At 72.8% G+C, this 26,017-nt stretch carries 18 protein-coding genes and 2 pseudogenes; 6 read left to right on the plus strand and 14 right to left on the minus strand.

The genetic code is table 11. From position 1 onward, the window contains the following. Positions 1–23: 23 nt before the first annotated feature. The 3 genes from ACIP9D_RS15915 to ACIP9D_RS15925 all read right to left on the minus strand — a co-directional run bounded on the left by ACIP9D_RS15915 (position 24) and on the right by ACIP9D_RS15925 (position 3,776). The gene (locus tag ACIP9D_RS15915; RefSeq protein WP_350871404.1) at positions 24–998 is read right to left on the minus strand and encodes an ABC transporter permease; all 975 of its coding nucleotides are present in this window, start codon (positions 996–998) and stop codon (positions 24–26) included. Positions 999–1,070: 72 nt separating this feature from the next. Then, positions 1,071–1,997, minus strand: a complete 927-nt coding sequence (locus tag ACIP9D_RS15920) for an ABC transporter permease (protein ID WP_350871403.1) — start codon at positions 1,995–1,997, stop codon at positions 1,071–1,073. 141 nt (positions 1,998–2,138) lie between these two features. Further along, entirely contained in the window at positions 2,139–3,776 is a 1,638-nt protein-coding gene (locus ACIP9D_RS15925; protein WP_350871401.1) for an ABC transporter substrate-binding protein, read from the minus strand. Positions 3,777–4,231: 455 nt separating this feature from the next. Here ACIP9D_RS15925 and ACIP9D_RS15930 point away from each other — a divergent pair, with 455 nt between their 5' ends. After that, complete coding sequence (locus ACIP9D_RS15930) at positions 4,232–4,942, plus strand: PIG-L deacetylase family protein (RefSeq protein WP_400450287.1); 711 nt, start codon at positions 4,232–4,234, stop codon at positions 4,940–4,942. A 51-nt stretch (positions 4,943–4,993) separates the two neighbouring features. Here ACIP9D_RS15930 and ACIP9D_RS15935 read toward each other — a convergent pair whose 3' ends face one another. Both ACIP9D_RS15935 and ACIP9D_RS15940 read right to left on the minus strand, forming a co-directional pair. Beyond that, positions 4,994–5,680: a response regulator transcription factor gene (locus ACIP9D_RS15935; protein ID WP_350872119.1), complete on the minus strand. Its 687-nt coding sequence runs from the start codon at positions 5,678–5,680 to the stop codon at positions 4,994–4,996. A 2-nt stretch (positions 5,681–5,682) separates the two neighbouring features. Next, entirely contained in the window at positions 5,683–6,924 is a 1,242-nt protein-coding gene (locus ACIP9D_RS15940) for a PspC domain-containing protein (protein WP_350872117.1), read from the minus strand. A gap of 220 nt (positions 6,925–7,144) precedes the next feature. Here ACIP9D_RS15940 and ACIP9D_RS15945 point away from each other — a divergent pair, with 220 nt between their 5' ends. The 3 genes and pseudogenes from ACIP9D_RS15945 (at position 7,145) to ACIP9D_RS15955 (ending at position 11,490) form a co-directional block, all read left to right on the plus strand. Continuing rightward, the gene (locus tag ACIP9D_RS15945) at positions 7,145–9,037 is read left to right on the plus strand and encodes a PspC domain-containing protein (protein ID WP_350871397.1); all 1,893 of its coding nucleotides are present in this window, start codon (positions 7,145–7,147) and stop codon (positions 9,035–9,037) included. Further along, a pseudogene (locus ACIP9D_RS15950) lies at positions 9,034–9,264 on the plus strand (hypothetical protein); the annotation flags it as partial. The gene ACIP9D_RS15945 and the pseudogene ACIP9D_RS15950, both read left to right, overlap by 4 nt. Before the next feature lie 972 nt (positions 9,265–10,236). Continuing rightward, positions 10,237–11,490 carry a phosphatidylserine decarboxylase gene (locus ACIP9D_RS15955; RefSeq protein ID WP_350871395.1) on the plus strand — a complete coding sequence of 418 codons (1,254 nt, stop codon included), beginning with the start codon at positions 10,237–10,239 and terminating at the stop codon, positions 11,488–11,490. Positions 11,491–11,553: 63 nt separating this feature from the next. On the opposite strand, the gene ACIP9D_RS15960 is transcribed toward ACIP9D_RS15955, so the two are convergent. The 3 genes from ACIP9D_RS15960 to ACIP9D_RS15970 all read right to left on the minus strand — a co-directional run bounded on the left by ACIP9D_RS15960 (position 11,554) and on the right by ACIP9D_RS15970 (position 14,826). After that, positions 11,554–12,477, minus strand: a complete 924-nt coding sequence (locus tag ACIP9D_RS15960) for a CDP-alcohol phosphatidyltransferase family protein (RefSeq protein WP_350871394.1) — start codon at positions 12,475–12,477, stop codon at positions 11,554–11,556. Positions 12,478–12,821: 344 nt separating this feature from the next. Next, positions 12,822–13,724, minus strand: a complete 903-nt coding sequence (locus tag ACIP9D_RS15965; RefSeq protein WP_350871393.1) for an NUDIX domain-containing protein — start codon at positions 13,722–13,724, stop codon at positions 12,822–12,824. Between the two features lie 151 nt (positions 13,725–13,875). Beyond that, entirely contained in the window at positions 13,876–14,826 is a 951-nt protein-coding gene (locus ACIP9D_RS15970) for an NUDIX hydrolase (protein WP_350871390.1), read from the minus strand. Between the two features lie 144 nt (positions 14,827–14,970). Here ACIP9D_RS15970 and ACIP9D_RS15975 point away from each other — a divergent pair. Further along, positions 14,971–15,249: pseudogene (locus ACIP9D_RS15975) on the plus strand (PspC domain-containing protein); the annotation flags it as partial. A 100-nt stretch (positions 15,250–15,349) separates the two neighbouring features. Here the strand turns inward: ACIP9D_RS15975 and guaA are convergent. Further along, the gene (gene guaA, locus ACIP9D_RS15980) at positions 15,350–16,906 is read right to left on the minus strand and encodes a glutamine-hydrolyzing GMP synthase (RefSeq protein WP_350871385.1); all 1,557 of its coding nucleotides are present in this window, start codon (positions 16,904–16,906) and stop codon (positions 15,350–15,352) included. Positions 16,907–16,988: 82 nt separating this feature from the next. Continuing rightward, positions 16,989–18,686, minus strand: a complete 1,698-nt coding sequence (locus ACIP9D_RS15985) for a GMC family oxidoreductase (RefSeq protein ID WP_350871383.1) — start codon at positions 18,684–18,686, stop codon at positions 16,989–16,991. Between the two features lie 145 nt (positions 18,687–18,831). Here ACIP9D_RS15985 and ACIP9D_RS15990 point away from each other — a divergent pair, with 145 nt between their 5' ends. Then, positions 18,832–19,956, plus strand: coding sequence for an LCP family protein (locus ACIP9D_RS15990; protein WP_350871381.1), 1,125 nt, complete (start codon positions 18,832–18,834; stop codon positions 19,954–19,956). Here ACIP9D_RS15990 and ACIP9D_RS15995 read toward each other — a convergent pair. The 4 genes from ACIP9D_RS15995 to guaB all read right to left on the minus strand — a co-directional run bounded on the left by ACIP9D_RS15995 (position 19,953) and on the right by guaB (position 25,860). Next, positions 19,953–21,410: a M1 family metallopeptidase gene (locus ACIP9D_RS15995; RefSeq protein WP_350871379.1), complete on the minus strand. Its 1,458-nt coding sequence runs from the start codon at positions 21,408–21,410 to the stop codon at positions 19,953–19,955. The two genes, ACIP9D_RS15990 and ACIP9D_RS15995, sit on opposite strands and share 4 nt — an antisense overlap. 150 nt (positions 21,411–21,560) lie before the next feature. Continuing rightward, positions 21,561–22,985, minus strand: coding sequence for a M1 family metallopeptidase (locus tag ACIP9D_RS16000; RefSeq protein ID WP_350871377.1), 1,425 nt, complete (start codon positions 22,983–22,985; stop codon positions 21,561–21,563). A 156-nt stretch (positions 22,986–23,141) separates the two neighbouring features. Beyond that, complete coding sequence (locus ACIP9D_RS16005) at positions 23,142–24,260, minus strand: GuaB3 family IMP dehydrogenase-related protein (RefSeq protein ID WP_350871375.1); 1,119 nt, start codon at positions 24,258–24,260, stop codon at positions 23,142–23,144. A gap of 37 nt (positions 24,261–24,297) precedes the next feature. After that, positions 24,298–25,860: an IMP dehydrogenase gene (gene guaB, locus ACIP9D_RS16010; RefSeq protein ID WP_350871372.1), complete on the minus strand. Its 1,563-nt coding sequence runs from the start codon at positions 25,858–25,860 to the stop codon at positions 24,298–24,300. Between the last annotated feature and the right edge of the window lie 157 nt (positions 25,861–26,017).

A 26,017-nucleotide genomic window follows, 5' to 3' on the forward strand; every position in this document is an offset into this window, starting at 1 on the left:
AATGTCGGACAACTGAATCTCCCCTAGCGGAGTTTCGGATCGAGTGCCTCGCGGACCGCCTCACCGAGCATCACGAAGCTCAGGACGGCGGCGACGAGGAACGCGGCGGGGAAGAAGAGCAGGTAGGGAGCCACCCGGATCAGGTCCTGCGCCTCGTTGATGATGATGCCCCACGAGACCACCGGCGACTTCAGCCCGACGCCCAGGAAGGAGAGCGTCGCCTCGGCGCCGATGAACGAGCCGACCATGATCGTGCCGTAGACCAGCAGCGGCGCCAGGCAGTTCGGCAGCAGGTGCTTGAGGATGATCCGGCCGGTGCCGGCGCCCAGTGCCCGGGCCGCGACGATGTAGTCGGCCTCCTTGGTGGCCAGCACCGAGGAGCGCATCAGTCGCATCACGACCGGCCAGCTCAGCACGACCAGCGACGCGATGACCAGGAACTTGATCTTCCACTCGCCGTTGCTGGTCCCCGACCCGTTGAACGTGGTCAGGATGACGATCGCGCCGAGCACGAACGGCAGGCCGAAGAAGACGTCGGCGATCCGGGACAGCAGGGCGTCCACCCAGCCGCCGCGGTAGCCGGCGATCATGCCCATGGTGCCGCCGATCAGCAGCGTCCCGAGCACCGAGAGCAGCGCCACCACGATGGAGGCGTTGGCGCCGTAGATGGTCCGGGCGAAGACGTCCTGGCCCTGGAGGTCGTAGCCGAACCAGGCGTGCCCGGAGGGCTTCTCCAGGCTCCGGCTCAGGTTTCCTGCGGTCGGGTCGGCCGAGGTGAAGAGCGACGGGAAGGTCGCCATCGCGATGAAGAGCAGGATGAACGCCGCCGAGATCCAGAAGAGCGGCTTGCGGCGGAGGTCCTGCCAGGCGTCGCCGAGCAGGCCGCGGGGCTTCTCCCGAGCACTGGCGGGCAGGCCGGCGTTGGTCGGGCCGCCGATCTCGGTGGGCTGGTGCGCCGGCGGGGTGGAGACGATCGAGGCGGTGCTCGGGTCGCTCATGCCGTCACCTCACTCTTCTCGGCGCCGGCCTGGGTCATCAGGCACGCCGCGTTGATGATTCGTTCGCTGCGCTCACTCATAGCGGATCCTCGGGTCAAGGGCGGCGTAGAGCAGGTCCACCAACAGGTTCATCAGGAGGTAGACGATCACCAGGATCACCACGATGGAGACCACGGTGGCGCTCTCCTTCGTGACGATCGACCGGTAGACGACCCGACCGATGCCGTTGATCTGGAAGATGCCCTCGGTGACGATGGCGCCGCCCATCAGGGCGCCGAGGTCGGTGCCGAGCAGGGTGACCACCGGGATCAGCGAGTTGCGCAGCAGGTGCACACCGACCACCCGGCGCATCGGCAGGCCCTTGGCGATGGCCGTGCGCACGTAGTCGGAGCGGCGGTTCTCGGAGATGCTGGTCCGGGCCACCCGGGCGATGTACGCCATCGAGGCGCTACCCAGCACGAAGCCGGGTACGAGCAACTCGGAGATCCGCATTTCGCTCGACACGGTGGGCTCGACGATGTTCCACTGCACACCCAGCACCCACTGGAGCACGAAGCCGATGACGAAGATCGGCAGCGCGATCAGGAAGAGGGTGGAGACCAGGACCAGGTTGTCCAGGAAGCCGTTACGCCGAAGGCCGGTCAGCACGCCGGCGGTGAGGCCGATGATCGCCTCGATCGCCAGGGCCACCACGGCCAGCTTCAGGGTGTTCGGATAGGCCGTGGCGATGATGTCGTTGATCGAACGACCGCCGAAGGTGGTACCGAAGTCACCCTGGAAGAGGTTCTTCATGTAGGTGGCGTACTGCACGTAGAGCGGCTGGTCCAGCTGGAACTTCTCGGTCATCACCGCGACGAATCCGGGCGGGCACGGGCGCTCGCCGCACTTGCCGGCGAACGGATCGCCGGGCACCGACCAGACGAGCCAGTAGATCAGGAAGGTCGTGCCGATGAAGACCGGGACGAGTTGGAGCAGCCGTCTCAACAGATAACGGCCCATGGGGTGGTCCTCCAGACAGGGGGCGCGTCGGCGAGGCGACACGCGTGACGACGTGTCGAGGGGTATTTTGCACCCCTCGCGGAACGGCCCCAGGTCGGGCTCACCTGGTAGGTGAGCCCGACCTGGGTCAGACCGTACGGATCAGAGCTCGACGGAGGTGATGTCGATCTCGCCGACGTTGGTCAGCTCCACCTTCTTGATCTTCTCCGAGTGGCCGGACTGCTGACCCTGGAAGTAGACCGGGATGGACGGAACGTCCTGGTCGATGATCGCGACCGCCTCGGCGAACTTGGCGTGCGACGCGTCCAGGCTCGGCGCGCCACTGGCCTCCTTGGCCAGCGCGTCAACCTGCGTGTTGCTGTACAGGCCGTCGTTCGAGGAGCCACCAGTCACGTAGAGCGGGTTGACCCAGTTCTCCACGTCCGGGTAGTCCTGCTGCCAGCCGGCACGGTACGGGCCCTTCATCTTGTGGGCGTTGATCTGCTCACGGAAGACGGCGAAGGTCGGGATGCCCTCGGCCCGGGCGTTGATGCCCAGGGTGTTCTTCACGCTCTGCGCGACGGCGTCCATCCACGGCTTGTGGCTGGCGTCCGCGTTGTAGTAGAAGACCATCTCGCCCGTGAAGCCACCGGCCTCGGCCAGCAGCGCCTTGGCCTGCGCCGCGTCGTAGACGCACGAGGTGCAGTTCTTCTCCTTGGCGCCCGGGGTCAGCGGGTTGGCCCAGCTGTCGGCCGGAACGCGGTTACCGAAGAAGATCTTCTCGGTGATCTCCTGCCGGTTGATCGACAGCGAGACCGCCTTGCGCAGCTTCGGGTTCTTGAAGCGCGGGTCGTACGTCGGGAAGGCGATGATGCCCGTGGACGGGGTGACGGACTGGATGGCCCGCTCGCCCAGGTCGGTCTTCCACTTGTCACCGGCGAGCGACGACTGCGGCACCTGCTGCTGGAAGTCCAGGTTGTTGGCCAGCAGGTCGTTGTAGGCCGCCGTGTCCTCCTGGTACAGCTTGACGTCGACGTCCTTGATCTTCATCTTGTCGCGCAGCGTGTAGTCGTCGAAGCGCGTCAGCTTGATCATGACGTCGTCTTCCCACGACACGAACTTCACCGGGCCGTTACCGATCGGCTTCTTGCCGAAGTCTTCCGGCTTCTGGGTGAAGAACACGTCCGGCAGCGGCACGAAGGCGCTGTAGCCGAGCTTGGTCGGGAAGACCGCGGTCGGCGCGGCGAGGGTGACCTCGAAGGTGTAGTCGTCGACGACCTTGAGGCCGGTCATCTCCTTGGCCTTCGGCTCCGGAGCCGTCTTCGGGCCGTCCTCGTCCGGGTCCGTGGACTGGACGTCGGCGAAGCCCGCGATGTCGGCGAAGAAGCTGGAGTTCTGCGCGCCGTTCGGCGAGTACGCAGCCCAGTTCCAGGCCTTGGTGAAGTTGGCGGCCTTCACCTCGGACCCGTCGTGGAACTTCAGGCCCTTCTTGATCTTGATGGTGTAGACCTTGGAGTCCGTGGTTTCGATCGACTCCGCGACGGCGTTCTGCGGAGCACCACCGTTGTTCGGGTACTCGACCAGACCGGTCCACAGGTAGTCGATGATCGCGCCACCACCGGTCTCGGTGGTGTTCGCCGGGACCAGGGGAACCTCCGGCTGGGTGCCGTCGATGACGATGGCGCCGTCCGCGCTGTTGCCGGCGTCGCCGCCGTTGTCGCTGCCCGAGCAGCCGGACGCGATGAGCGCGACAGCCGCGCCCAGCGCAACCGCGCTACTCGCCCGCTTCGAGACTCTCATTCCGAGGGGCCTCCTCTTTCTAACCTGGTTCCGTCGTGGGTTTCACGCACGTCTGGGGGGTGACGCCAACGGCGACCCGTTGGCCGGGTCGCCGAACACCACTGGGAAATCGGGACACCCCCGATGTACCGATCCGCCGGGCCACCCCGCCCGATCGGGATCGGCACTGCGCAGGCGTTTCTTCCACGAACCGCAGTCGACAGGCGGCGGGCGTGGTCGTCGGGCCGTACGGAGTGCCTCACACCGGGGGCGAGGTGCTGCCACTGTGACACTCACCGGCCACTTCCGTGAAGGTGCCGTTATCAAGACGTTAGTTGCCCGCCACGTTGCCGATACTTGAGAAAAGATCATGAAGTGGGCGTCTCGTGCCGCTCTGAGCAGGAAAGACATGGTCCTGCCGGAGTGCGGGCCGGCGCGTACGCTCAGGCCCTGTGAGCTTTCCCGCCTCCGCTCCCGTGCTCTCCGACGTCCGTCGAGCACTGGCTGTTTTTGCCCATCCGGACGATGTCGACTTCGGCTGTGCGGGCACAATCGCCGGCTGGGTGGATGAGGGTATCGAGGTCGCGTACCTCGTCGCCACCCGGGGGGATGCCGGCGGCTTCGACGACACCGAGCGGGCCCGGATGCCCCGGCTGCGGGAGACCGAACAGCGGGCCGCCGCCGCAGCCGTCGGCGTCCGGCAGGTCGAGTTCCTCGACGGCTATCCCGACGGGACGCTCGGCCCGACCCTGGACCTGCGTCGCGACATCACCGCGATGATCCGCCGGTTCCGCCCGGACCGGGTGCTGACCAGCTCGCCGCTACGCCGCTGGGAACAGCTCACCGGCCCCAGCCACCCGGACCACCTGGCCGTCGGCGAGGCCACCACCTGCGCGATCTATCCCGACGCGCGCAACCCGTTCGCCCACCCCGACCTGCTCGCCGAGGGACTGGAGCCCTGGGTGGTCCGGGAGGTCTGGTACGCCGGCGGCCCCGGGCCGGACCACGCCGTCGACGTGACCGACCGGTTCGACCGGAAGATCGCGGCGATGCGGGCGCACCGCTCGCAGACCGGGCACTTCGACGTGGCGACCTGGATCCGGGACCGGCTCACCACAGTGGCCGACAACGCCGGGCTGCCGCCCGGCCGGCTGGCCGAGGCCTTCACGGTGCTGCGCACCGAGTGACCTCGACCGGGACCGGGGACAGCGACGCAGGCGCCCCCGGCGTGGAGCCGATCAGACCAGTCGGCGGTCGGCCGCCCAACGGGAGAGCTCGTACCGGTTGGACATCTGGAGTTTGCGCAGCACGTTGGAGACGTGCGTCTCGACCGTCTTGATCGAGATGAACAGCTCCTTGGCGATCTCCTTGTAGGCGTACCCCCGGGCCAGCAGCCGGAGCACCTCGCGCTCACGGTTGGTGAGCTGGTCGAGCTCCGGATCGGCGACCGGAGTGTCCGGCCGGGACGCGAACGCGTCCAGCACGAAGCCGGCCAGCCGCGGGCTGAACACCGCGTCGCCGTCGGCCACCCGGCGGATCGCCGCGGTCAGCTCGTCCGGCGAGATCGTCTTGGTGACGTAACCGCGGGCCCCGGCCCGGATCAGCCCGATCACGTCCTCGGCCGCGTCCGAGACGCTCAGCGCCAGGAACTTGACCTGCGGGTGGGTACGCCGCATCGCGTCCAGCACCGCCCGCCCGCCCCCGTCGGGCATGTGCACGTCGAGCAGGACCACGTCCGGCAGGGTGGCCGCGATCCGGTTGACCGCCTCGGCGACCGTGCTCGCCTCGCCCACCACCTCGACGTGCGCCCCGAGTTCGGCGCGTACGCCGGCGCGGAACATGGCGTGGTCGTCCACGAGGAAGACCCGCAGCCGCTCGGCGCGGGCTTCCGCCCCCTCGACCGGTTCCATCGACTGCTCGGCCATCGTCATCTGTCCCTTTCCGCTGTGGACGAGTCCCGGGAGATCGGCAGCATCAACCGGACCTCCGTCCCGTCACCCGGCCCGGACCGGATCTCGGCCCGACCGCCGTGCCGCTTCATCCGCCCGATGATCGAGCCACGGACGCCGTGCCGGTGATCCTCCACCGTATCCGGATCGAAGCCCTTGCCCCGGTCCCGGACGAAGACGCTGACCTGATCGGGCTCCACCTCGGCGTAGAGCGAGACGGTCTGCACTCCGGCGTGCCGGGCGGCGTTCACCAGCGCCTCCCGGGCGGCGGCGACCAGCGCGCCGACCCGTTCGTCGGTCTCCCGGTCGCCGACCACCACCGCCTCCACCGTGATCGCGAAGGTGTCCTCGACCTCGGCCGCGGCCTGCTCCAGCGCGGCGGCGAACCGCTCGCTCGGCGACCCGGTGGGCTTGTAGAGCCAGTTGCGCAGCGAGCGCTCCTGCCCGCGGGCCAACCGCTGGACGGTCTTGACGTCGCTGGCGTTGCGCTGGATCAGGGCGAGGGTGTGCAGCACCTGGTCGTGCACCATGGCGGCCAACTCGGCCCGCTCCTGCTCACGGATCCGTCCCTCGCGCTCCGAGCGGAGCTGGTTGTACGTCCGCCAGAGCACCGGTGCCGCGACCACGCACACCCCGGCGAGGCCCACCAGCGCGAAGATCACGCCGTTGATCACCGCGTCGAAGTTCTGCGCCGGGGAGTAGACCGCGGCGACGCCGATGATGCCGACCGCGACCAGCACCCCGCCGCCGATGAAGCGCAGCACGAACGCGCGCCGGTCACTCTCCTCCACCACCGCGCCGAGCCAGGGCACCGGCATCGAATCGCCCCACTGGCGACGCCGCTCCGGCGCGGACTGGTGCCAGATCACGCCGGCGCCGACCGCGATGATCGCCACCAGCCAGCCGGCGGTGCCCGCCGCGCCGATCGAGTCGAAGACCATCACCTGCACCAGCAGGACGCCGAGCCCGATCGCCACGAACGGCAGCAGCTGGGCGACGTCACGCCGGGGCGGCACTCCCGAGTTGCCGGGCCGCAACGGCACCACGGCCCAGAACGCCGCGTAGAGCAGCAGGCCGAGCCCGCTCAGCCCGAGCAGGACCATGAAGGCGACCCGTACCCGCAGCACCGAGATGCCGAGATGATCGGCGATGCCGGCGGCCACCCCGGCGGCCATCCGGTGCTCCGGGGCGCGGTAGAGGCGCGGTGGCGGGCTCGCGATGCTGATCGGAAACTCCCTGGTCGCGGTGAGGTGACGCCGGTCGAGAGCGGCGGAGACGGTGCAGTGGCACCGGCCGTTTCCGGCGCCGGTTCGATGGTCACACGCTGCGCCCCGTGCCGACCACGGGGACGCCCCCGACATTCCGGCGCTCGGGATCTCAGGGTGGGGTCAGGGTCGGGTCCTGAGGTCGCTCGGGCGGGTGGGGCAGCAGGATCGAGGCATGACCGAGGAAGCTGCCCAGTCGCCCCGTCCCGGGGCGGCCTCGCCGGGCGGACCGCCACCACCTGCCCCGTCCACCGGCGGCGCGGGCCCCACCACGTTCGGCCCGCCGCCACCGACCGGCCCGCAGGAGCCCGCCGCCGCGACGTCGGCCGGGTCCGACCCGACCGCCGCCGGCTGGGGGGCCGGCCCGGGTCCGGGATCGGGACCGGCCTGGTACGGGCCGGAACCGACCGCGGCCGGCTTCGGGCCGGGCGGATCCGGTGGTACACCACCGCCCCCGCCCGGAGGCCCGGGTGGCGCCGCCGCCGGCCCACCGCCCGGCGGCGCCGGCTTCACCTCGCGCTACGGGCTGGTCCGGCCCCGGGACGGGCGTTACCTGGCCGGTGTCTGCGCGGCCATCGGCCGGGCCACCAACACCGACCCGGTGCTGTGGCGGGTGCTGCTCGCGGTGCTCGGCTTCTTCGGCGGGATCGGCATCCTGGTGTACGTCACGGCGTGGCTGATCATCCCAGGCGAGGGCGACACCGCCTCGCCGGTGGAGTCGATGCTCGGCCGGGGCCGGTCCAGCATGTCCCCGGTCACCGTGATCGTGCTCAGCATCCTGGTCGCGGTCAGCTTCGGCTACATCGTCACCGACGCCTTCCGGGCGGTCCTGCTCGGCGCGGCCATCCTGATCGGTGGCGCGCTGCTGCTCAACCGGGACAGCCGCGGCACACCGCCCGCCGCCGTGCCCGGCCCGCCGCCGCCCGCCGCGCCGCCCGGCCCGGTGCCACCGGTCAGCTACCCGGTGCCGGACCGGCCGGTCGCGCCGCCCACCGCCGACCTGGCCACCGCGACCGGCGCCCCGGCGCCCGGAGTCGGCCCGGCGACCGGTCACCAGCCGGCCGCCGCCGGCGGGACCGACCGCCCGTGGAGCGCTCCGCACGGGGGGAGCGCTCTGCCCGGTGCCACCTCGGTCTCCGGCGGAGCCCCGGTCGCCGCCGTCCCGCCGGTCTCCGGTCAGCCGGCCGACCGCACCGCCGAACTGCCCACCTGGCCGTCGGTGTCCGCCCCGGCGCCGCAGTGGCCGAGCAGTGCCGCCGCCACCTCGGGCCTGCCTCCGGCGACGCCCGCCGAGGCGGCGCCGATTGCGCCGGCAGGCCCCGGCTACCCGCCGACCGCGCCCCTGCCGCCGGCCGGCTACCGACCGCCGTTCGCCCCGCACGGCCCGTACGCCTCGCAGTCGGCCGGGTACAAGCCACCGAAGCCGCCCAAGCCACCGAAGCCGCCGAAGCGCCCGAAGGAGCGGTCCCCGCTCGGCGCGGTGACCTTCTCGCTGATCTTCCTCGCCCTGGGCATGGTCGTCGTCCTCGACCTGGTCAACGCCTTCGACGTGGGCGCGTCGGCGTACTTCGCCGCGGCGCTGGCCACCATCGGTCTCGGGCTGCTGGTGGGCACCTGGTTCGGCCGGGCCCGCTGGCTGATCGCGCTCGGCCTGGTGACCGCCGCCGCGCTCGGCGTGGGTACGGTCGCCGAGTCCTACGACCGGGTCCGCGGCGTGGACGGGGCGGTGACCTGGGCGCCGACCAGCTACCAGGACCTCGCCACCCGCTACGAGAACAGCTTCGGCGACGCGGTGCTCGACCTGCGCGCGGTCGACTTCGCCACGCGGACCACCGAGATCAGCGTGTCGATCAACTTCGGCAAGGCCACCGTCGTGGTGCCGCCGAACGTCGACGTGACGACGGTGGCCGACGTCAACGCCGGTGACGCGTCCGTCTTCGGCCGGCGTCACGCCGGACCGGCCGGGCGGTCCCGGGAGATCACCGACCTCGGCCCGGACGGGGCCGGCGGCGGCACGCTCCGCCTCTTCATCCACGTGAACGCCGGTAACCTGGAGGTGACCCGATGAAGGCCCACCGCACCGATCTGGTCTCGTTCGCCTTCGGGCTGGTCTTCCTGGCCCTCGCCGCCTGGTGGCTGCTCGCCCAGTTGCTCGGGCTGGCACTGCCACCGGTCGGCTGGTTCCTGGCCGGCGCGCTGATCCTGATCGGGGTGCTCGGCCTGGTCGGCGCGCTCCGCTCGGGCCGGTCCGGGGACCGGGATGCGGCAACCGCCACCACGCCGGCCCCGGCCGAACCCGTCACCGGTGCGGCCGGGCCCGCCCTCGGCGAGCCGGCCGCCGCCTTCGGTGAACCGGCGCCGACCTCGGGTGCGGCGGTGCCCGGCTCCGGCGCGGGGCTGCCGGCCTGGGACGCCCCGCCACCGGCCTGGGACACCGCGCCACCGGCCCGGACCGCCGAGCATCCGGCCCTGAACACGGGTTGGGCGGAGCCCGGCCTGAGCGGCGCCGGGCCCGGCCTGGGCGGCGCCGGGCGCGAGCCTGGTGACCAGGCGGTCGGCGGGATCCACCCGGCGTGGCTGCCCGACCAGCCGACCGGCAGCGGCAGCCCGGTCTCGGCGGTCGGCGAACCGACCGCCGGCGACAACCCGGTCCGACCGGCGGACGAGCCGACCGTCGGCGGAAGCCGGACGCCGGATCAGGCCGACGAACGGCCGACCGAGGCGGTCACCAGCACGCCGGGCGAGGTGGTCGAGGACCGGCCGGGCGGCGGGGCCGAGCCCCGGTCGGCGACCCCCGACGAGGACGGTCCCCGGCGCTGACGCCGGCGCCGCCCGTCCATCGGACGGCCGAGTCGACGGACTTCTGGCCGGGCACGCCCCAGGCGTGCCCGGCCAGCCACGATCGGCCCGAGGCGCCACGACCGCCCCGGCGGGCCGCGACCGCCCAGCCGGCCGGGCCGAGCCGGGCCGACAAACCGAGCCGGGCCGACAGACCAGGCCGGGCCGACAGAACCGGGCCGAGCCGACAGAACCGGGCCGAGCCGACAGACCAGGCCGAGCCGGCAGACCAGGCCGAGCCGGCAGCCCGGGCCGAGCCGACAGACCAGGCCGAGCCGAGCTGGCAGACCGGGCGGACGACGGCGGTGCGGCCGTCGCGCGTGGACGCCTATGCTGGCCGATGGAGAATCCGCCGTCGTCGGCCGGCCCGCGTCGCCGTGGCGGCCCCGTCGCGCTTCCCGTGTCTACCCCGTCAGGAGCCCGTCCGACATGACCCAGTCCCCCGCCGTGCGTCCCCCCGGCCGGCCCGGTCCGGTCCGCATCGGCGAGCGAGCCGCCCGTACCCTCGTCACCGAGCTCGCCCGGCTCAACCACCCGAAGGCCGCCCTGCTGGTCGGCGCGGGCCCGCAGTCCGCCGTGCTCGCCGCGGCGATCGAGGCGCTGCTGCCCGGTGACCGGCTCACCGTGGTGCCCGCCGAGGGGGCGTCCGCAGCCGCGCTGCGCGATCACGTCACCGCCCAGGGTCGGTGGGTCGCCGACCGGGTCCGGGTCGTCGATTCGCTCGCCGAGACCGACGCCGCCGAGGTGGTCATCGCCGCCGAGCCGTTGCTCGGCACGGTCGAGGAGACCCGTACCACGATCGAGGCCCTGACGAAGTACCTCAGCGACGGCGCGGTGCTCAGCGTGGCGACGGCCGCCGCCCCCGGTCGGACGGCCGGTGCGGCGGCCGAGCTGGAGCGGCAGGGCGCCCTCTACGGCGTCGGCACCGACCTGGTGCTGCGCAACTCCCCACCGGTGCGACTGTTCCGGCTCCGGCTCACCCCGGCCGGCCCCTCGGCGGCCGACCAGCTCGCGCCGGCGCACCGGCCGTCCAGCGTGCCGCTGACCCGGGCGATGCACATCGACTCCAACGGGGTGGCCGCGGCCGGCATCACCCTCGGCCTGGCCGCGCTGGCCCGGCTGACCCGGCCGAAGTCCAAGCTCTGGTTGCTGCCCGCGCTCGCCGCGGCCCCGGTCGCCGCGTTCTTCCGCGACCCGGAGCGCGACGTCCCCGAGGATCCGACGGCCGTGGTGGCCGCGGCGGACGGGCAGGTCCTGTCGGTGCAGCGGCTGCACGACGAGCGTTTCGGCGACGGCGAGTGGCTGCGCGTCGCGGTCTTCCTGTCGGTGCTGGACGTGCACGTCAACCGCGCGCCCGTCGCCGGCAAGGTGGTCGACTACTTCGTGGCCGACGGCGGGTTCGTCAACGCCATGAAGCCGGACGCCGAGCACAACGTGGCCGCGTACACGGTGCTGGACACCACGCACGGCACGGTGGTGGTGGCGCAGCGGACGGGGCTGATCGCCCGGCGGATCGTGCAGCGGGCGCCGATCGGCGCGCTGCTGGCCAAGGGCGAGCGCTTCGGGCTGATCCGGTTCGGTTCGCGTACCGACGTCTACCTGCCCGCCGAGGCGGCGGATCCGCTGGTCGGCCCGGGCGACAAGGTGGTCGGCGGGTCGAGCGTGATCGCCCGCTGGCGCTGAACCGCAGCGACGACGAAGGGGGCGCCGCGGCTGCGGCGCCCCCTTCTTCTCGAGGTACGGGGATCAGGCGGTGCGGCGCTGGCGCAACCAGAGCACCGGCCCGCTGACCAGGTAGCCCACCACGATCAGCGCGAAGGTGAGCCGGATGTCGACCAGGGCACCGATCACCGGCGCCAGCCAGAGCCACGCCGGCAGCTTCACCAGCCGGGCGAGCTTCGCGTACGGGAAGCTGGACACCATCGCGAAGGCGAGCAGCGCCACGCCGGCGACGAGCACCGGACCGGGCACCGGCAGGCCGATGGCGACGGTCACCGCGAGCACGGCGGCGGCCATCGTGGTGGGCACCCCGCAGAAGAACCGGCCGTCCTTCGGCGAGACGTTGAATCGGGCGAGCCGGATCGCGGCGCAGGCCCCGACGAGGGCGCAGGCGACGGCCGCGGCCGCCGTGGAGACGGAGCCGGCGAGCGAGGCGTAGACCACCACCGGCGCGGCGAGACCGAACGAGCACATGTCGGCCAACGAGTCCATCTGCGCACCGAACGGGCTGGCCACGCCGAACTTGCGGGCCAGCGCCCCGTCCAGGCCGTCGAACGCGACGCAGGCGATCAGGCAGATCGCGGCGACGCGCACGTCGCCCTGCATGGCCAGGAAGATGGCGAACATGCCCAGCGTCAGGCTGCTCAGCGTGCACGCGTTGACCAGGGCGAACTTCACCCGGCGGCTGGTGGTGCGCTCGCCGGGGAGCAGCGGGATGGGGCGCCCGTTGCTCTGGTCGTCGGGCTCGGCGACGGGCGCCAGGGCCGGGCTGACCGGGATGACCGACTCGACGCTCGGCCGGTTGAACCGGTTGAGACCGTAGCGTCGGCGGCGCCGGTCGGCGTAGCGGGGCTCGGTCAGCACACCCTCGGTGCCGCCGTGCAGGTCGCCGTCGCGGCGGCCCACCCGGACCAGCAGCACCTGCCGGGCAAAGGTGCTGCTGCGGCGCAACCGGCCCGCCCAGCGGGGCCCTGCGGGGCGCGGACTGTCAGTCGTACGACGCCGGCGCCATGGGGCTCTCGGCACGTTTCCTCCATCACCGGATCGGCTGTCCGCCGTTGGGGCGGGCGTCCGGCTGTCTCGTGCCGGACCTTCACTGGCCCGGCAGCCGTTGTGCGGAGTACACCATCGCATAAGGGAACGGAGCTTGGCGATAGCTGCCGGCGGTACTTATATCTGGCTTAAACCGCGCGAACCGCTGTCATATTCCCATCCCGGGCCTCATCGCCCGTTTCTCCATCATTCCCCGCTTCGACTGTACCGGAGTTGGCCAATGTCGGCTCGGCTGGCGGGTGCTATCGGCGCGGACGTCCCATTGACCAGGCAGCGATCTCGGTGAGTGGCAGCCCGGCCAGCTCCGCGGGGTCGAACCAGGCGGCCCGGGCGGTCGAGCCACCGGCCAGCTCGGTGACCCTCGGCTCGGTCGGCGCCTCCACCACCACCCGGTAGACCACCCGTACGCCGTGCCAGTCCAGCGGGCGGCCCTCCGGGCCGAGCGCTGCGGGGTTGTGCAGGTTGTCCACCGCGACCAGCTCGGTCACCCGGCCGAGCTGGCCGGACTCCTCGACCAGCTCACGCAGGAGCGCGGGCACCGGCTGCTCGCCGTGGTCCGTCCCGCCGCCGGGCAGGTGCCAACGGCCGGCCCCGGGGTAGCCGTCCGCGATCATCGTGAGCAGTACCCGCCCGGCCGGGTCGGTGACCAGCCCGTACGCCCCGAACCGGAGCCGGCGGTCGGCCGGCGGCGGCGGAAACGACGCCCGCCTCGCCCGCCCGGCCGGCAGCGGGGTGACCGGCAGGCCGAGCAGCTCGGCGGTGAACGGCATCAGCGGCACCTCGGCCGCCTCGTCCGGGGTCAGCCAGCGGGCCAGGTCGGTCGTGCCGCTGTGCTCGTCGCGCAGCGCTCCGTCGACCACCGTCAGGTCGAAGACGAGCCGGTCGGTGTGCATCGCCACGCCGGCCTCGGGGAAGGGGATCACGTCGGCGACCACCGCGCGCAGCCCGGCCACCTCGACGGTCAGCCCGGTCTCCTCGGTGACCTCACGGACCACCGCGTGCGCGGGATGTTCGGCGTGCTCCACGCCGCCGCCGGGCACCTGCCAGACGCCCGGGAAGTCGGCGCTGGCGGACCCCCGCACCAGCAGCACCCGCCCGTCGTCCCGGCAGACCCCGTACGCACCCACCCGCCGCCGCTGCTGCATCCCCGTGGCCCCCGCGTCCCCGTCCGGATCGTCCCGTCGATCATGAAGTTATCGCCGTCCATGTCGGCGTGTCCTGACAATAACTTCATGATCACCGCCGGGCCGGCGGGAGGGGGGTCAGGGGGCAGGGGGGTGGGGGTGGGGGTGGGGGTTAGGGGGTTAGGCGGGCGGCTTGGACGGCTTCGGCGGTTACCTCGGTGAGGCGGTCCGCCGGCAGCGCGCCCAGCTCGGCGGGAGCGAACCACCGGGCCTCGCTGGTGGAGCCGCCGACGTCGGCGACCCGAGGCGGGGCGGGCTGGTCGACCACCACCCGGTAGAAGGCCCGCACCCCGTGCCAGTCGATCGGGTAACCCTCCGGGCCGAGTGAGGCGGCGTCGCGGTGGCTGGCCACCCCGAGCAGCTCGACCAGCCGGCCGGCCTGCCCGGTCTCCTCGACCAGCTCCCGGATCAGCGCGGCGCCGGGCTGCTCGCCGTAGTCGGTGCCGCCGCCGGGCAGGTGCCAGCAGCCGGCGCCCGGGTAGCCGTCGGCGACCCGGGTGAGCAGCACCCGGCCCGCCGGGTCGGTGCAGACCGCGTACGCGGCGAAGCGCTGCGCCCGGTGCAGCCCGTCCGGGCCGGGCACCGCGTAGAAGGAGGGGAACTCCGGCGGCTCGTCGGGGACCACGTCGGCGGAGGAGGCGGGCAGCTCCAGGGCGCGCGCGGTGAACGAGCGCAGCGGCAGCGCGGCGGCCTCCTCGCGGGTGAACCACCGCACCAGGTCGGTCGGCCGGCCCACCCGGTCGAGCAGGGTGCCGCCCCGGACCGAGACCCGGTAGACGAGCCGGTCGGTGTGGATCGTGATGCCCCGCTCGGGCAGCGCCCGCATGTCGGCCAGCACGTCGTGCAGACCGGTGACGGCGACCGAGAGGCCGGTCTCCGCCGCGGTCTCGCGGACGACTGTGTGGTTCGGGTCCTCGCCGTGGTCGACCGCCCCGCCGGGCAGCGACCACGTGCCAGGAGTGCCGGAGCGCTCCGACGCGCGGACCAGTAGAACCCGGCCCTGGGGATCGGCACAGACTGCGTATGCCGCGATCCTGCGCAGCGGCGTGAGCGTGGTGGTCACGGGAGGAAATTCTCCCCGGGCCCGGTTACCGGGATCGAAAAGAGTCAGATTCCTGACTCAATGCTCCCGAGTCAGGGGCCGGTCAGGGTAGGGATCCGGGCGGTCACCGAGGACGCCCCGCCGCCCGGCGCGGAGGGTGGAGACATGACAGCCACCAGCCCTCCCCACGCTCCGTACAAGCAGCTCCGCCGACCGACCACCGACCGCATGGTGGCCGGCGTCGCGAGCGGTGTCGGCCGATACTTCGGCATCGACCCCACCCTGGTCCGGGTGATCTTCGCGGTCACCGGGCTGCTCACCGGCGGGCTCGCCCTGATCGCGTACCCGATCATGTGGTTCCTGATGCCCGAGGAGCCGGCCGGCGCGCCCGCCTGGCCGCACCCGACGGCCGCCGCGCCGCAGGGCCCGCCGCCCGCCGCCGGGCCCGCGTCCGAGCCCACCCGATTCGGGTACGCCCCGACGCCGACCTACCCGAACGTGCCGCCGACCGGACCCACGCCGCCGACCGCGGCCTGAGCCGGGGTCACTCCCACTCGATGGTGCCCGGCGGCTTGCTGGTCACGTCCAGCACCACCCGGTTGACCTCGGCCACCTCGTTGGTGATCCGGGTGGAGATCTTCGCGATCACGTCGTAGGGCAGCCGGGACCAGTCGGCGGTCATCGCGTCCTCGCTGGAGACCGGGCGCAGCACCACGGGATGTCCGTAGCTGCGCCCGTCCCCCTGCACCCCGACGCTGCGCACGTCGGCGAGGAGGACCACCGGGAACTGCCAGACGCCCCGGTCCAGGCCGGCGGCGGTCAGCTCCTCGCGGGCGATCAGGTCGGCGCGGCGGAGCAGGTCAAGGCGCTCCCGGTCGACCGCGCCGATGATCCGGATGGCCAGGCCGGGGCCCGGGAACGGGTGCCGCCAGACCATCGCCTCGGGCAGCCCCAACTCCAGGCCGAGCGCCCGGACCTCGTCCTTGAAGAGCGTGCGCAGCGGCTCGACCAGGGCGAACTTCAGGTCCTCCGGCAGGCCGCCGACGTTGTGGTGGCTCTTGATGTTGGCGGTGCCGGTGCCGCCGCCGGACTCGACGACGTCCGGGTAGAGGGTGCCCTGCACCAGGAACTCGACGTCGCCGTGCGAGGCGATCTCCCGGGCGGCGGCCTCGAAGACCCGGATGAACTCGCGTCCGATGATCTTCCGCTTCTGCTCCGGGTCCGTGACCCCGGCCAGCGCGCCGAGGAACCGGTCCGCGGCGTCGACCACCTTCAGCTTGATGCCGGTGGCCGCGACGTAGTCCTTCTCCACCTGCTCGGCCTCACCCGCGCGCAGCAGGCCGTGGTCGACGAAGACGCAGGTCAACTGGTCGCCGACGGCCTTGTGCACCAGCGCGGCGGCGACCGCGGAGTCGACCCCGCCGCTCAGGCCGCAGATGACCTCCTTGTCACCCACCTGCGCCCGGATCCGGGCCACCTGCTCGTCGATGATGTTCGCCGGCGTCCAGGTGGGCTCGATGCCGGCGATGTCGTAGAGGAACCGGGTGAGCATCTCCTGGCCGTGCGCGGTGTGCCCGACCTCCGGGTGGAACTGCACGCCGGCCCGGCGGCCGGTCAGGTCCTCGAACGCGGCGACCGGCGCGCCGGCGGACTCGGCGGTGACCGTGAAGCCGGCGGGGGCCTCGGTGACGCAGTCACCGTGGCTCATCCAGACCGGCAGGTCGGCCGGCAGATCGCGCAGCAGCACGCCGGGGTCGAGGAGGCGGGGGCGCAGCGGGGTGCCGCCGTACTCGCGGTTGCCGGTGCGGGCCACCGTGCCGCCGAGCGCCTGGGCCATCGCCTGGAAGCCGTAGCAGATGCCGAAGACCGGCACCCCGGCGTTGAACATGCCGGCGTCGATCTGCGGGGCGTCCGGCGCGTAGACGCTGGCCGGGCCGCCGGAGAGGATGATCGCGGCCGGGTCCTTGGCCAGCATCTCGGCGACCGGCATGGAGTGCGGCACGATCTCCGAATAGACCCTCGCCTCACGCACCCGGCGCGCGATGAGCTGGGCGTACTGGGCTCCGAAGTCCACCACGAGGACGGGGCGAGGCGTGCTCATGTGGGCAAAGCCTACCGACAGTCACCGGCGGGCCCGCTGCGCCCCGCCCGGCGGCGGGACAGATCACTCTTCCGCCGCCGGATCAGGGGCGCAGGGCGGCGGGAGCGTGGGCCGGCACGGCGGGGTGTCGCGGCGCGACCGGGTCCAGCCGGCGGTACGGGGCGCCGAGCGGAGGCCTCGGGTCCGCCTCGCCCTTGTTGGGCCAGAGCGACATCGCCCGCTCCGCCTGGGCGGTGATGGTCAGCGACGGGTTCACCCCGAGGTTGGCCGAGACCGCCGCCCCGTCCACCACGTGCAGCCCCGGATGCCCGTACACCCGGTGGTAGGGGTCGATCACCCCCTCGGCCGGGGTGGCCCCGATCACCGCCCCGCCGAGGATGTGCGCGGTCATCGGGATGTTGAAGGGCTCGGTCAGCGCGCCACCCGGCGTACCGCCGATCTCCTCGGCGAGCAGCCGGACCGCGTCGTTGCCGGCCGGAATCCAGGTCGGGTTCGGCGCGCCGTGCCCGGGGCCGCTGACCAGCCGCCGACCGAGCGGCCCACGCCGCCACCGGGTGGTCAGCGAGTTGTCGACCGACTGCATGACCAGGGCGATCACCGTCCGCTCCGACCAGCGGCGGACGGAGAGCAGCCGGGCCGCGGTGCCCGGCTGCCGCAGCAGTGTGCCGACCCAGCGCCGGACGCGGTGCGGGCCGCCGTCGACCAGCAGCGACTGGAGCAGTCCCATCGCGTTGGAGCCCCGCCCGTAGCGGACCGGCTCCACGTGGGTCTGCGGGTCGGGGTGGAACGAGCTGGTGATGGCCACCCCCTCGGTGAAGTCGAGCCGCTGTGTCCGGGCCCGCCGGCGGGGCACCGAGGCGCCGAGGATCGCCTCCGAGTTGGTCCGGGTCAGCTCGCCCAGCCGGGGCGAGAGCGCGGGAAGCGCGCCGGTCGCCTTCATCTGGTGCAGCAGCCGCTGGGTGCCGAGCGCGCCGGCGGCGAAGACCACCTGATCGGCCCGGAAAATTTGGCGGCGCCGGCGCAACCAGGCGCCGGTGCGAACGGTGTGCACCTCGTGACCGCCGTCCGGCGCGGGGCGGACGGCGGTCACCGTGGTCAGCGGGTGCACCCGCGCGCCGAGCCGCTCGGCCAACCAGAGGTAGTTCTTGACCAGGGTGTTCTTCGCCCCGTGCCGGCAACCGGTCATGCAGGATCCGCAGTGCGTGCAGCCGGTGCGCTCCGGGCCGGCCCCGCCGAAGTACGGGTCGGCGACCCGCTCGCCGGGCCGGCCGATGTGCACGCCGACCGGGGTGGCATGGAAGGTGTGGCCCACCCCCATCCGCTCGGCCACCGCCCGCATCGCCCGGTCCGCCCCGGTGTCGCGCGGATAGGTGGTGACGCCGAGCATCCGCTTGGCCTGGTCGTAGTGGCGGGCCAACTCGTCGCGCCAGTCGGTGATGTCCCGCCACTGCGGGTCGGTGTAGAACGCGGGCAGCGGCTCGTAGAGGGTGTTGGCGTAGACCAGCGACCCGCCGCCCACCCCGGTGCCGGAGAGCACCAGCACCCCACCGCCGGCCCGGCGGTCGGCCGCCCGGAGCAGGGTGATCCGCTGGATCCCGTAGCAGCCGAGCCGCGGCGCCCAGAGGAAGCGCCGGGCCCGCCACGAGGTCTGCGGGAACTCGTCGTCGGCGAAGCGCCGGCCGGCCTCCAGGACGCCGACCGAGTAGCCCTTCTCGGCCAGCCGCAGCGCGGTGACGCTGCCGCCGAACCCGGACCCGATGACCAGCACGTCGTACCGCATGCACGCATCATTACCGGTCAGTAGCTGTCGCGCCAGGGGCGGGATTCGCGCGATCATGCACAGCGGTCGACCGACCCGGTGCCCCGGGCCGCAACCGAACGGACCCGTCGGAGCGTTGTTCCAGTGCGGGCGGAAGGGGTCGGAGATGGTCCTCGGGTCAGGCGCACCACGGCGGCGCTGGCTGCTGGGGCTGGCGCTGCTCGTCGCCGTGGCGCTGGTCGCCGTCGGCGGGGTGGTGGTCACCCGACTGGTCGCCGACCGGAGCCCCGAGCGCGGTGCCGCGCCGGCCGGTTCGGCCAGCCCCACGACGGCCGCGCCGCCCACCGCGAGCCCGTCACCACCGCCGGGCGCCGACATCACCGGCCCGCTCAACCTGCTGCTGGTCGGGGTGGACACCCGGGTCAGCGTCCCCGGCTGGGAGCCGCACGCGGACGCCGTGCTGGTCCTGCACGTGCCGCGCGGACTCGACCGGGCGTACCTCTTCTCGCTCCCCCGCGACCTGGTGGTCGACATCCCGGCCTTCCCGAGGGCCGACTACCGCGGTGGGCGCACCAAGCTGACCCACGCGATGAGCTACGGCAGCCGGGTGCCGGGCCGCCCCAAGCGACCGGACCCGGCCCAGGGGTACGACCTGCTGCGCTCCACCGTGAGCGGCTACACCGGCCTGCGCATCGACGCCGGCGCGGTGGTCACCTTCAGCGGCTTCGACCGGCTGGTCGACAGCCTCGGTGGAGTGGACGTCTACGTCGACCAGCGGGTCGTCTCGCGGCACCGGCAACCCGACGGACAGCACCGCAAGGGCGCGCCGGGCGGCTACACCGGCCCGCAGATGGTCTACGAGAAGGGCACCCGGCACCTGACCGGCTGGCAGGCCCTGGACTACTCCCGGCAGCGCTACATTCCCGGCGGCGACTACAGCCGGCAGCGGCACCAGCAGCAGCTGATCCGGGCCCTGGCCCGGAAGATCCTGGACCAGGGGCTGGCCCGGGACCCGGACCGGGTGCAGCAGGTCGCCGACGCGCTCGGCGACACGTTGATCTTCGCCGGCGGCGGGCGGCGGCTGGTCGACCTCGCGTACGCCCTCGGCGGGCTGCCCGCGGACCGGTTCGTGCTGGTCGGTCTCCCCGGCGCGTCCGTCGGCTCCGGCGGCGGCTACCGGGGCGAGCAGCTCACCTCCGTGGGTCGGCGCTTCCTCACCGAGCTACGCGCCGGCCGCGCCGACGCCTACCTCGCCGAGCACCCGTCGCTGCGGGTCAAGACCCAGCCCTAGAGCGCCTTCGGCTCCTCGGGACGGGAGGTGCCGTAGAGCCAGGCCTCGAAGAGCGCGTCGAGCTTCTTGCCGGAGATGCGCTCGGCGAGCGTGATGAACTCGGCGGTGGTGCCGTTGGCGTTGCGCTTCTCGGCCGCCCAGGTCTTCAGGATCTGGAAGAAGGCCTTGTCCCCCACGGCCACCCGCAGCGCGTGCACGGTCATCCCGCCGCGCTGGTAGACCGACTGGCTGAACAGGTTCTCCACGCCCGGCTTGCCGGGCGGGGTCCGCCAGAGCGAGGCCGGTGAGCCGGAGTAGCGGGTGGCGAAGGCCGCCGCTGCCCGGCGGCCCTCGCTGTGCTCGGCCCAGAGCCACTCGGCGTACGTGGCCAGCCCCTCGTTGAGCCAGATGTCCTGCCACTTCGTCAGCGCCACGCTGTCGCCGAACCACTGGTGCGCCAGCTCGTGCGCCACCACCTCGGTGTTGCGACCCTGCCGGAAGAACCCCGCCGAGTAGACCGGCCGGGACTGCGTCTCCAGCGCGTACCGGATCCGGGCGTCGGAGATCACCACCCCGCCGTACGCGTCGAACGGGTACGGGCCGAAGACGGTCTCCAGGTAGTCCGCGACCTTGACGGTGTCGGCGATCGACTCGTCCGCCGCGCCCTCGGCCACGTCGACGTCGACGGCGCTGAACACCGGCCGTCCCTTGTGCTCACCCGTGGTCACCCGCAGCTTGCCGATCACCACGAAGCTCAGGTAGCTCGCCATCGGCGCCCGCTCGGACCACTTCCACGTGGTCCAACCGTCGTCGCGCGACTTCCCGGCCGGCACGCCGTTGCTGACCGCGGTCAGGCCGTCCGGGACGGTGATCTCGAAGTCGTAGCTGGCCTTGTCGGACGGGTGGTCGTTGACCGGGAACCAGGTGCTCGCCGACTCCGGCTGGCCGAGCGCGATCGCGCCGTCGCCGGTGTGCAGGAAGCCGCCCTCGCCGAGGACCTCGTTCGCCAGCGGCTCCGGCTTGCCCTCGTACGCGATCTCGGCGACGAAGCCGTTGCCCGCGATCAGGCCGTTCGCCGGGGTCACCACCAGCTCGTCGCCCTTGCGGGTGTGCTTGGCCGGCGCGCCGTCCACCTTCACCGAACGCACGGAGAGCCCGGCCAGGTCCAGGTTGAACGCGGAGAGGTCACTGGTCGCGGCGGCCTGCACGGTGGCGGTGCCGGTGAGCCGGTCCTTCGCCGGGTCGTACCGGACCTTCACCGTGTAGCGGCCGACGTCGTAGCCGCCGTTGCCGTAGCTCGGGAAGTACGGGTCGCCGGCGCCCGCCGCGCCCGGCTTGAACTGCCGGGGGGCGCCCGAGGAGGGGGCGGCCGCCGAGGGGCCCGACTCCGCCGGCGCCGAGTCGCACCCGGCCAGCAGTGCCCCGGTCAGCAGCAGACCGACGCCCGTTCGCAGCGCCCGCCGTCGCAGCCTCATCGCTCAGCCCTTTCGTGTGCCGACGGGAACCACGCCCGTCCGCCCTGTCGGCGCGCCCGTCGACCCGGCCCGCCGCGCGCCGACCGGGCGCGGCCCGGCGCGTCGCCCGTCCGTTCCGCGGCAGCCTACCGAGCGACCATCACAAGGTCATCACGGCAGGGCGGGTGCGGAGCCACCGACCAGCCATGCGTCGAAGAGGGACCGCAACTGCCGGCCGGAGACCCGTTCGGCGAGGACGATCAGGTCCTCGGTGGTGGCGTTGCCGTCGCGCCGCTCGGCCGTCCACGTCCGCAGGATGCGGAAGAACGCGTCGTCGCCGACCGTGCGGCGCAGCGCGTGCACGGCCAGCGCGCCACGCTTGTAGACGGCGTTGCCGAACATCGCCGCCCGGCCCGGGTCCACCGAGGGCTGCGACCATTCGGTGGTCGCGTACTGGGCCTCGAAGGCACGCTGGGCGGTCCGGCCGCCGTCGTGCTCCTCCCAGAGCCACTCGGCGTAGCTGGCGAAGCCCTCGTTGAGCCAGATGTCGCGCCAGTGGCTCAGCGACACGCTGTCGCCGAACCACTGGTGGGCCAGCTCGTGCGCCACCACCGCCGGATTGGGCCGGTCGTCGAGGAAGAACCCCGGGCCGTACACCGGCCGGGACTGCGTCTCCAGCGCGTAGCCGATCCGCGGGTCGGCGACCACGATCCCGCCGTACGACTCGAACGGGTACGGCCCGAACCGGCTGGCGAGGAAGTCGACGATCGCCCCGGTGCGGGCCAGCGACGCGGCGGCGGCACCGCCCGCCGGCTCACTCGACGGGACGGCGGTCACCATCGGGCGCCCGGCGTGCGTGCCCGTGGTGACCCGGTAGTCGCCGATCACCAGTGTGGTCAGGTAGCTGGCCATCGGCTTGCGCTCCGCCCACCGCCAGGTGGTCCAGCCGTCCGCGCTGCGCTTCGGCCCGGGCACCCCGTTGCTCAGTGCGGCGAGCCCGTCCGGGACGGTCACGGTGACGTCGTAGCTGGCCTTGTCTGACGGGTGGTCGTTGACCGGGAACCAGGTGGCCGCCGAGTCCGGCTGGCCGAGCGCGATCGCGCCGTCGTCGGTGTGCAGGAAGCCACCGGCGCCCAGCGCGCCGTCGGCGACCGGGGCGGGCACGCCGGCGTACTCGACCGCCACGGTGAACGGCTGGCCGCGCGGCAGCCCGTCGGGCGGGGTCACCACGAGCTCGCCGTCGTCGCGGCGGTGCTCGGCCCGGGCGCCGCCGACGGTGACCGCGCCGACGTCGAGCCCGGCCAGGTCCAGGTTGAACCGGGACAGGTCCTGGGTGGCCGTCGCCGAGATGGTGGCCCGGCCGGTCAGCCGGTCGGTCGCCGGGTCGTAGCGGACGTCGAGGCCGTAGTGGGTGACGTCGTAGCCGCCGTTGCCGCGCCCCGGCACGTACGGGTCGCCGGCGTCGGCGGCGCCGGGCCGGAACCCGCCCTCGTCGTCGCCCGTGCAACCAACCGTGACCAGCGCGATCGTGCAGGTCAGCGCGGCGACGACGGCGGCCGGCCCGCGACGGGCCGGGATCCGTCCGGTCAGGACCATGCACACTCCTCCTGCGACGATCGCCGATCAGGACGAGCCTAGCCAGGGCGACCGGGCGCGAGGCTCGGATCGCCGGATGCCGGGGTTTCCCCGGATAGGACGAAAGGCCGGACCCGCACCGTGGCGGGGCCGACCTTCCGTCGTATGAAGTACGTTTCAGCGGTCCAGGACCAGCCCGACCTTCTGGAACTCCTTGAGGTCGCGGTAGCCGCACTTGGCCATCGCCCGGCGCAGCCCACCGAAGAGGTTGAGCTGGCCGTCCGGCTCGTCGGCCGGGCCGAAGAGGAGCTGCTCCATGGAGCCGAGCGGCTCGCTGGCGGACTCGAACGCGCCGCGCGGCAGCGACGGGTGGCTGGCCGCCGAGTGCCACCAGGTGCCACCGGCGGGCGCCTCCTGGCAGAGCGAGAGCGGCTCGCCGAGCATCACCGCGTCCGCGCCGCAGCCGAGCGCCTTGGCGATGTCGCCGGAGGTCTGCATGTCGCCGTCGGCGATCAGGTGCACGTACCGTCCGCCGGTCTCGTCGAGGTAGTCACGGCGGGCAGCCGCCGCGTCGGCGATCGCGGTCGCCATCGGCACCCGGATGCCGAGCACCGACTCGGTGGTCGACCAGTCGTCCCCGCCGATGCCCACGATCACGCCGGCCGCGCCGGTACGCATCAGGTGCAGCGCGGTCTTGTAGTCGGTGCACCCGCCGACGATGACCGGCAGGTCGAGGTCGGCGATGAACTCCTTGAGGTTCAGCGGCTCGTCGGTGGTCGAGACGTGCTCGGCGGAGACGATGGTGCCCTGGATGACCAGGATGTCCACCCCGGCGTCCAGGATCACCGGGGCGAGCGCCAGGGTGTGCTGCGGGGAGACCCGCACCGCCACCGTGCCGCCACCGGCGCGCAGCTCGCGGACCCGCTCCGCGATCAGGTCGGGGCGGATCGGCTCGGCGTAGACCTCCTGCAGGCGCTTGGTGGCCCGGTCGTCCTCGTCGAGACCGGCCAGCTCTTCCAGCACCTTGGCCGGGTTCTCGTAGCGGGTCCAGAGCCCCTCGACGTTGAGCACGCCGAGACCACCGAGCTGGCCGAGCTGGACGGCGGAGGCGGGGCTCATGGTGGCGTCGGAGGGATGCCCGACGCACGGGATGCCGAACTGGTAGGCGTCGAGCTGCCAGGCGGTGGAGACGTCGTCGACGTCCCGGGTCCGGCGGCTCGGCACGATCGCGATGTCGTCCAGGTGGTAACCGCGCTGCGCGGTCTTGCCCAACCCGATCTCGACCACGTCACGCATGGGTCACTCCAGTTGTCTTCGGGGGTGGTGGGGGAAGTCAGCGGGTGTGGTAGTTGGGCGCCTCGGTGGTCATCTGGATGTCGTGCGGGTGGCTCTCCTTGAGCCCGGCCGCGGTGATCCGGATCAGCTGGCCGCGCGCGTGGAGCTGGGGGATGTTCTCCGCGCCCGCGTAGCCCATCGCCAGCCGCAGCCCGCCAACCAGCTGGTGGGCGACCCGGGAGAGCGGTCCGCGGTAGGGCACCTGACCCTCGACGCCCTCCGGGACGAGCTTCTCGTCGCTGAGCACGTCCTGCTGGAAGTAGCGGTCCTTGGAGTAGGACTTGGCCTGCCCGCGGGACTGCATCGCGCCGAGCGAGCCCATCCCCCGGTACGCCTTGAACTGCTTGCCGTTGACGAAGATCAGCTCGCCGGGGCTCTCCTCGCAGCCGGCCAGCAGGCTGCCGAGCATCACCGTGTCGGCGCCGGCGACCAGCGCCTTGGCGATGTCGCCCGAATACTGGATGCCGCCGTCGCCGATCACCGGCACGCCGGCCGGGCGGGCGGCCCGGGCCGCTTCCATGATCGCGGTGATCTGCGGTACGCCGACCCCGGCGACGATCCGGGTGGTGCAGATGGCACCCGGGCCGACCCCGACCTTCACACCGTCGGCGCCCGCCTCGACCAGCGCCCTGGCCCCGGCGTACGTGGCGATGTTGCCGCCGACGATGTCGACGCTGACGTCCTTCTTGAGCCGGCGGACCATGTCCAGCACGGCCCGCTGGTGGCCGTGCGCGGTGTCCACGATCAGCACGTCCACGCCCGCGTCGACCAGCGCCCGGGCCCGCTTGTACGAGTCCTCGCCGACACCGATCGCGGCGGCGACCCGGAGCCGGCCGGCGTCGTCCTTGGTGGCGTCCGGGTACTGCTCGCTCTTGGTGAAGTCCTTGACGGTGATCAGCCCGCGCAGCCGGCCGGAGCCGTCCACGATCGGCAGCTTCTCCACCTTGTGCTGGCGCAGCAGGGCCAGCGCCTCGTCCTTGCTGACCCCGACCGGCGCGGTGATCAGCGGGGCCTTGGTCATGATCTCGCGGACCGGGGTGGCCGGGTCGGAGACGAACCGCATGTCACGGTTGGTCACGATGCCCACCAGCTCGCCGTCCCGGTCGACCACCGGCACGCCGGAGATCCGGTAGCGGCCACAGAGCGCGTCGACGTCGCGCAGCGTGTCGTCGGGGCTGGCGGTCACCGGGTTGGTGATCATGCCGGACTCGGAGCGCTTGACCAGGTCGACCTGGAGCGCCTGGTCGTCCACGGAGAGGTTGCGGTGCAGCACGCCGATGCCACCCTGGCGGGCCATCGCGATCGCCATCCGCGCCTCGGTCACCGTGTCCATCGCGCTGGAGAGCAGCGGCACGGAGAGGGTGACGTTGCGGGTCAGCCGGGTGACCGTGTTGACCCGGCTGGGCACCACGTCCGACTCGCCGGGCTGGAGCAGCACGTCGTCGAAGGTGAGGCCGAGCGGCACCACCCGGGCCGAGCCGGCGGGCAGCTCCGGCAGGTGACCGCCCAGCTCGCCGTGGTCGGCGCCGGTCGGAAGATCGGTGCTGGGCGAAATTTCCACGATTGCTCTCCTGAGCTGCTCGGATCGGCTTCAGCGAGGTGGCGCGGGTAGGCACCGGAACGCGCCACGCGCGACGCGTCGTCTCATCGTACCCAGTGAGCTGGGCAAGGCCTCGTCGCGGCGGGCCGGCCGGCGCGCGCCCGGGGGCGGGCGTCGC

This window comes from Micromonospora sp. NPDC093243 (assembly GCF_044753725.1).
In the GTDB taxonomy this organism is placed as follows: domain Bacteria; phylum Actinomycetota; class Actinomycetes; order Mycobacteriales; family Micromonosporaceae; genus Micromonospora.

Bases quoted from the DNA above. Each gene is read 5' to 3' on its own strand.
- ACIP9D_RS15915 (WP_350871404.1), bottom strand. From the start codon at position 998: ATGAGCGACCCGAGCACCGCCTCGATCGTCTCCACCCCGCCGGCGCAC.
- ACIP9D_RS15920 (WP_350871403.1), bottom strand. From the start codon at position 1,997: ATGGGCCGTTATCTGTTGAGACGGCTGCTCCAACTCGTCCCGGTCTTC.
- ACIP9D_RS15925 (WP_350871401.1), bottom strand. From the start codon at position 3,776: ATGAGAGTCTCGAAGCGGGCGAGTAGCGCGGTTGCGCTGGGCGCGGCT.
- ACIP9D_RS15935 (WP_350872119.1), bottom strand. From the start codon at position 5,680: ATGGCCGAGCAGTCGATGGAACCGGTCGAGGGGGCGGAAGCCCGCGCC.
- ACIP9D_RS15945 (WP_350871397.1), top strand. From the start codon at position 7,145: ATGACCGAGGAAGCTGCCCAGTCGCCCCGTCCCGGGGCGGCCTCGCCG.
- ACIP9D_RS15955 (WP_350871395.1), top strand. From the start codon at position 10,237: ATGACCCAGTCCCCCGCCGTGCGTCCCCCCGGCCGGCCCGGTCCGGTC.
- ACIP9D_RS15965 (WP_350871393.1), bottom strand. From the start codon at position 13,724: ATGCAGCAGCGGCGGCGGGTGGGTGCGTACGGGGTCTGCCGGGACGAC.
- guaA (WP_350871385.1), bottom strand. From the start codon at position 16,906: ATGAGCACGCCTCGCCCCGTCCTCGTGGTGGACTTCGGAGCCCAGTAC.
- ACIP9D_RS15985 (WP_350871383.1), bottom strand. From the start codon at position 18,686: ATGCGGTACGACGTGCTGGTCATCGGGTCCGGGTTCGGCGGCAGCGTC.
- ACIP9D_RS15990 (WP_350871381.1), top strand. From the start codon at position 18,832: ATGGTCCTCGGGTCAGGCGCACCACGGCGGCGCTGGCTGCTGGGGCTG.
- ACIP9D_RS15995 (WP_350871379.1), bottom strand. From the start codon at position 21,410: ATGAGGCTGCGACGGCGGGCGCTGCGAACGGGCGTCGGTCTGCTGCTG.
- ACIP9D_RS16000 (WP_350871377.1), bottom strand. From the start codon at position 22,985: ATGGTCCTGACCGGACGGATCCCGGCCCGTCGCGGGCCGGCCGCCGTC.
- ACIP9D_RS16005 (WP_350871375.1), bottom strand. From the start codon at position 24,260: ATGCGTGACGTGGTCGAGATCGGGTTGGGCAAGACCGCGCAGCGCGGT.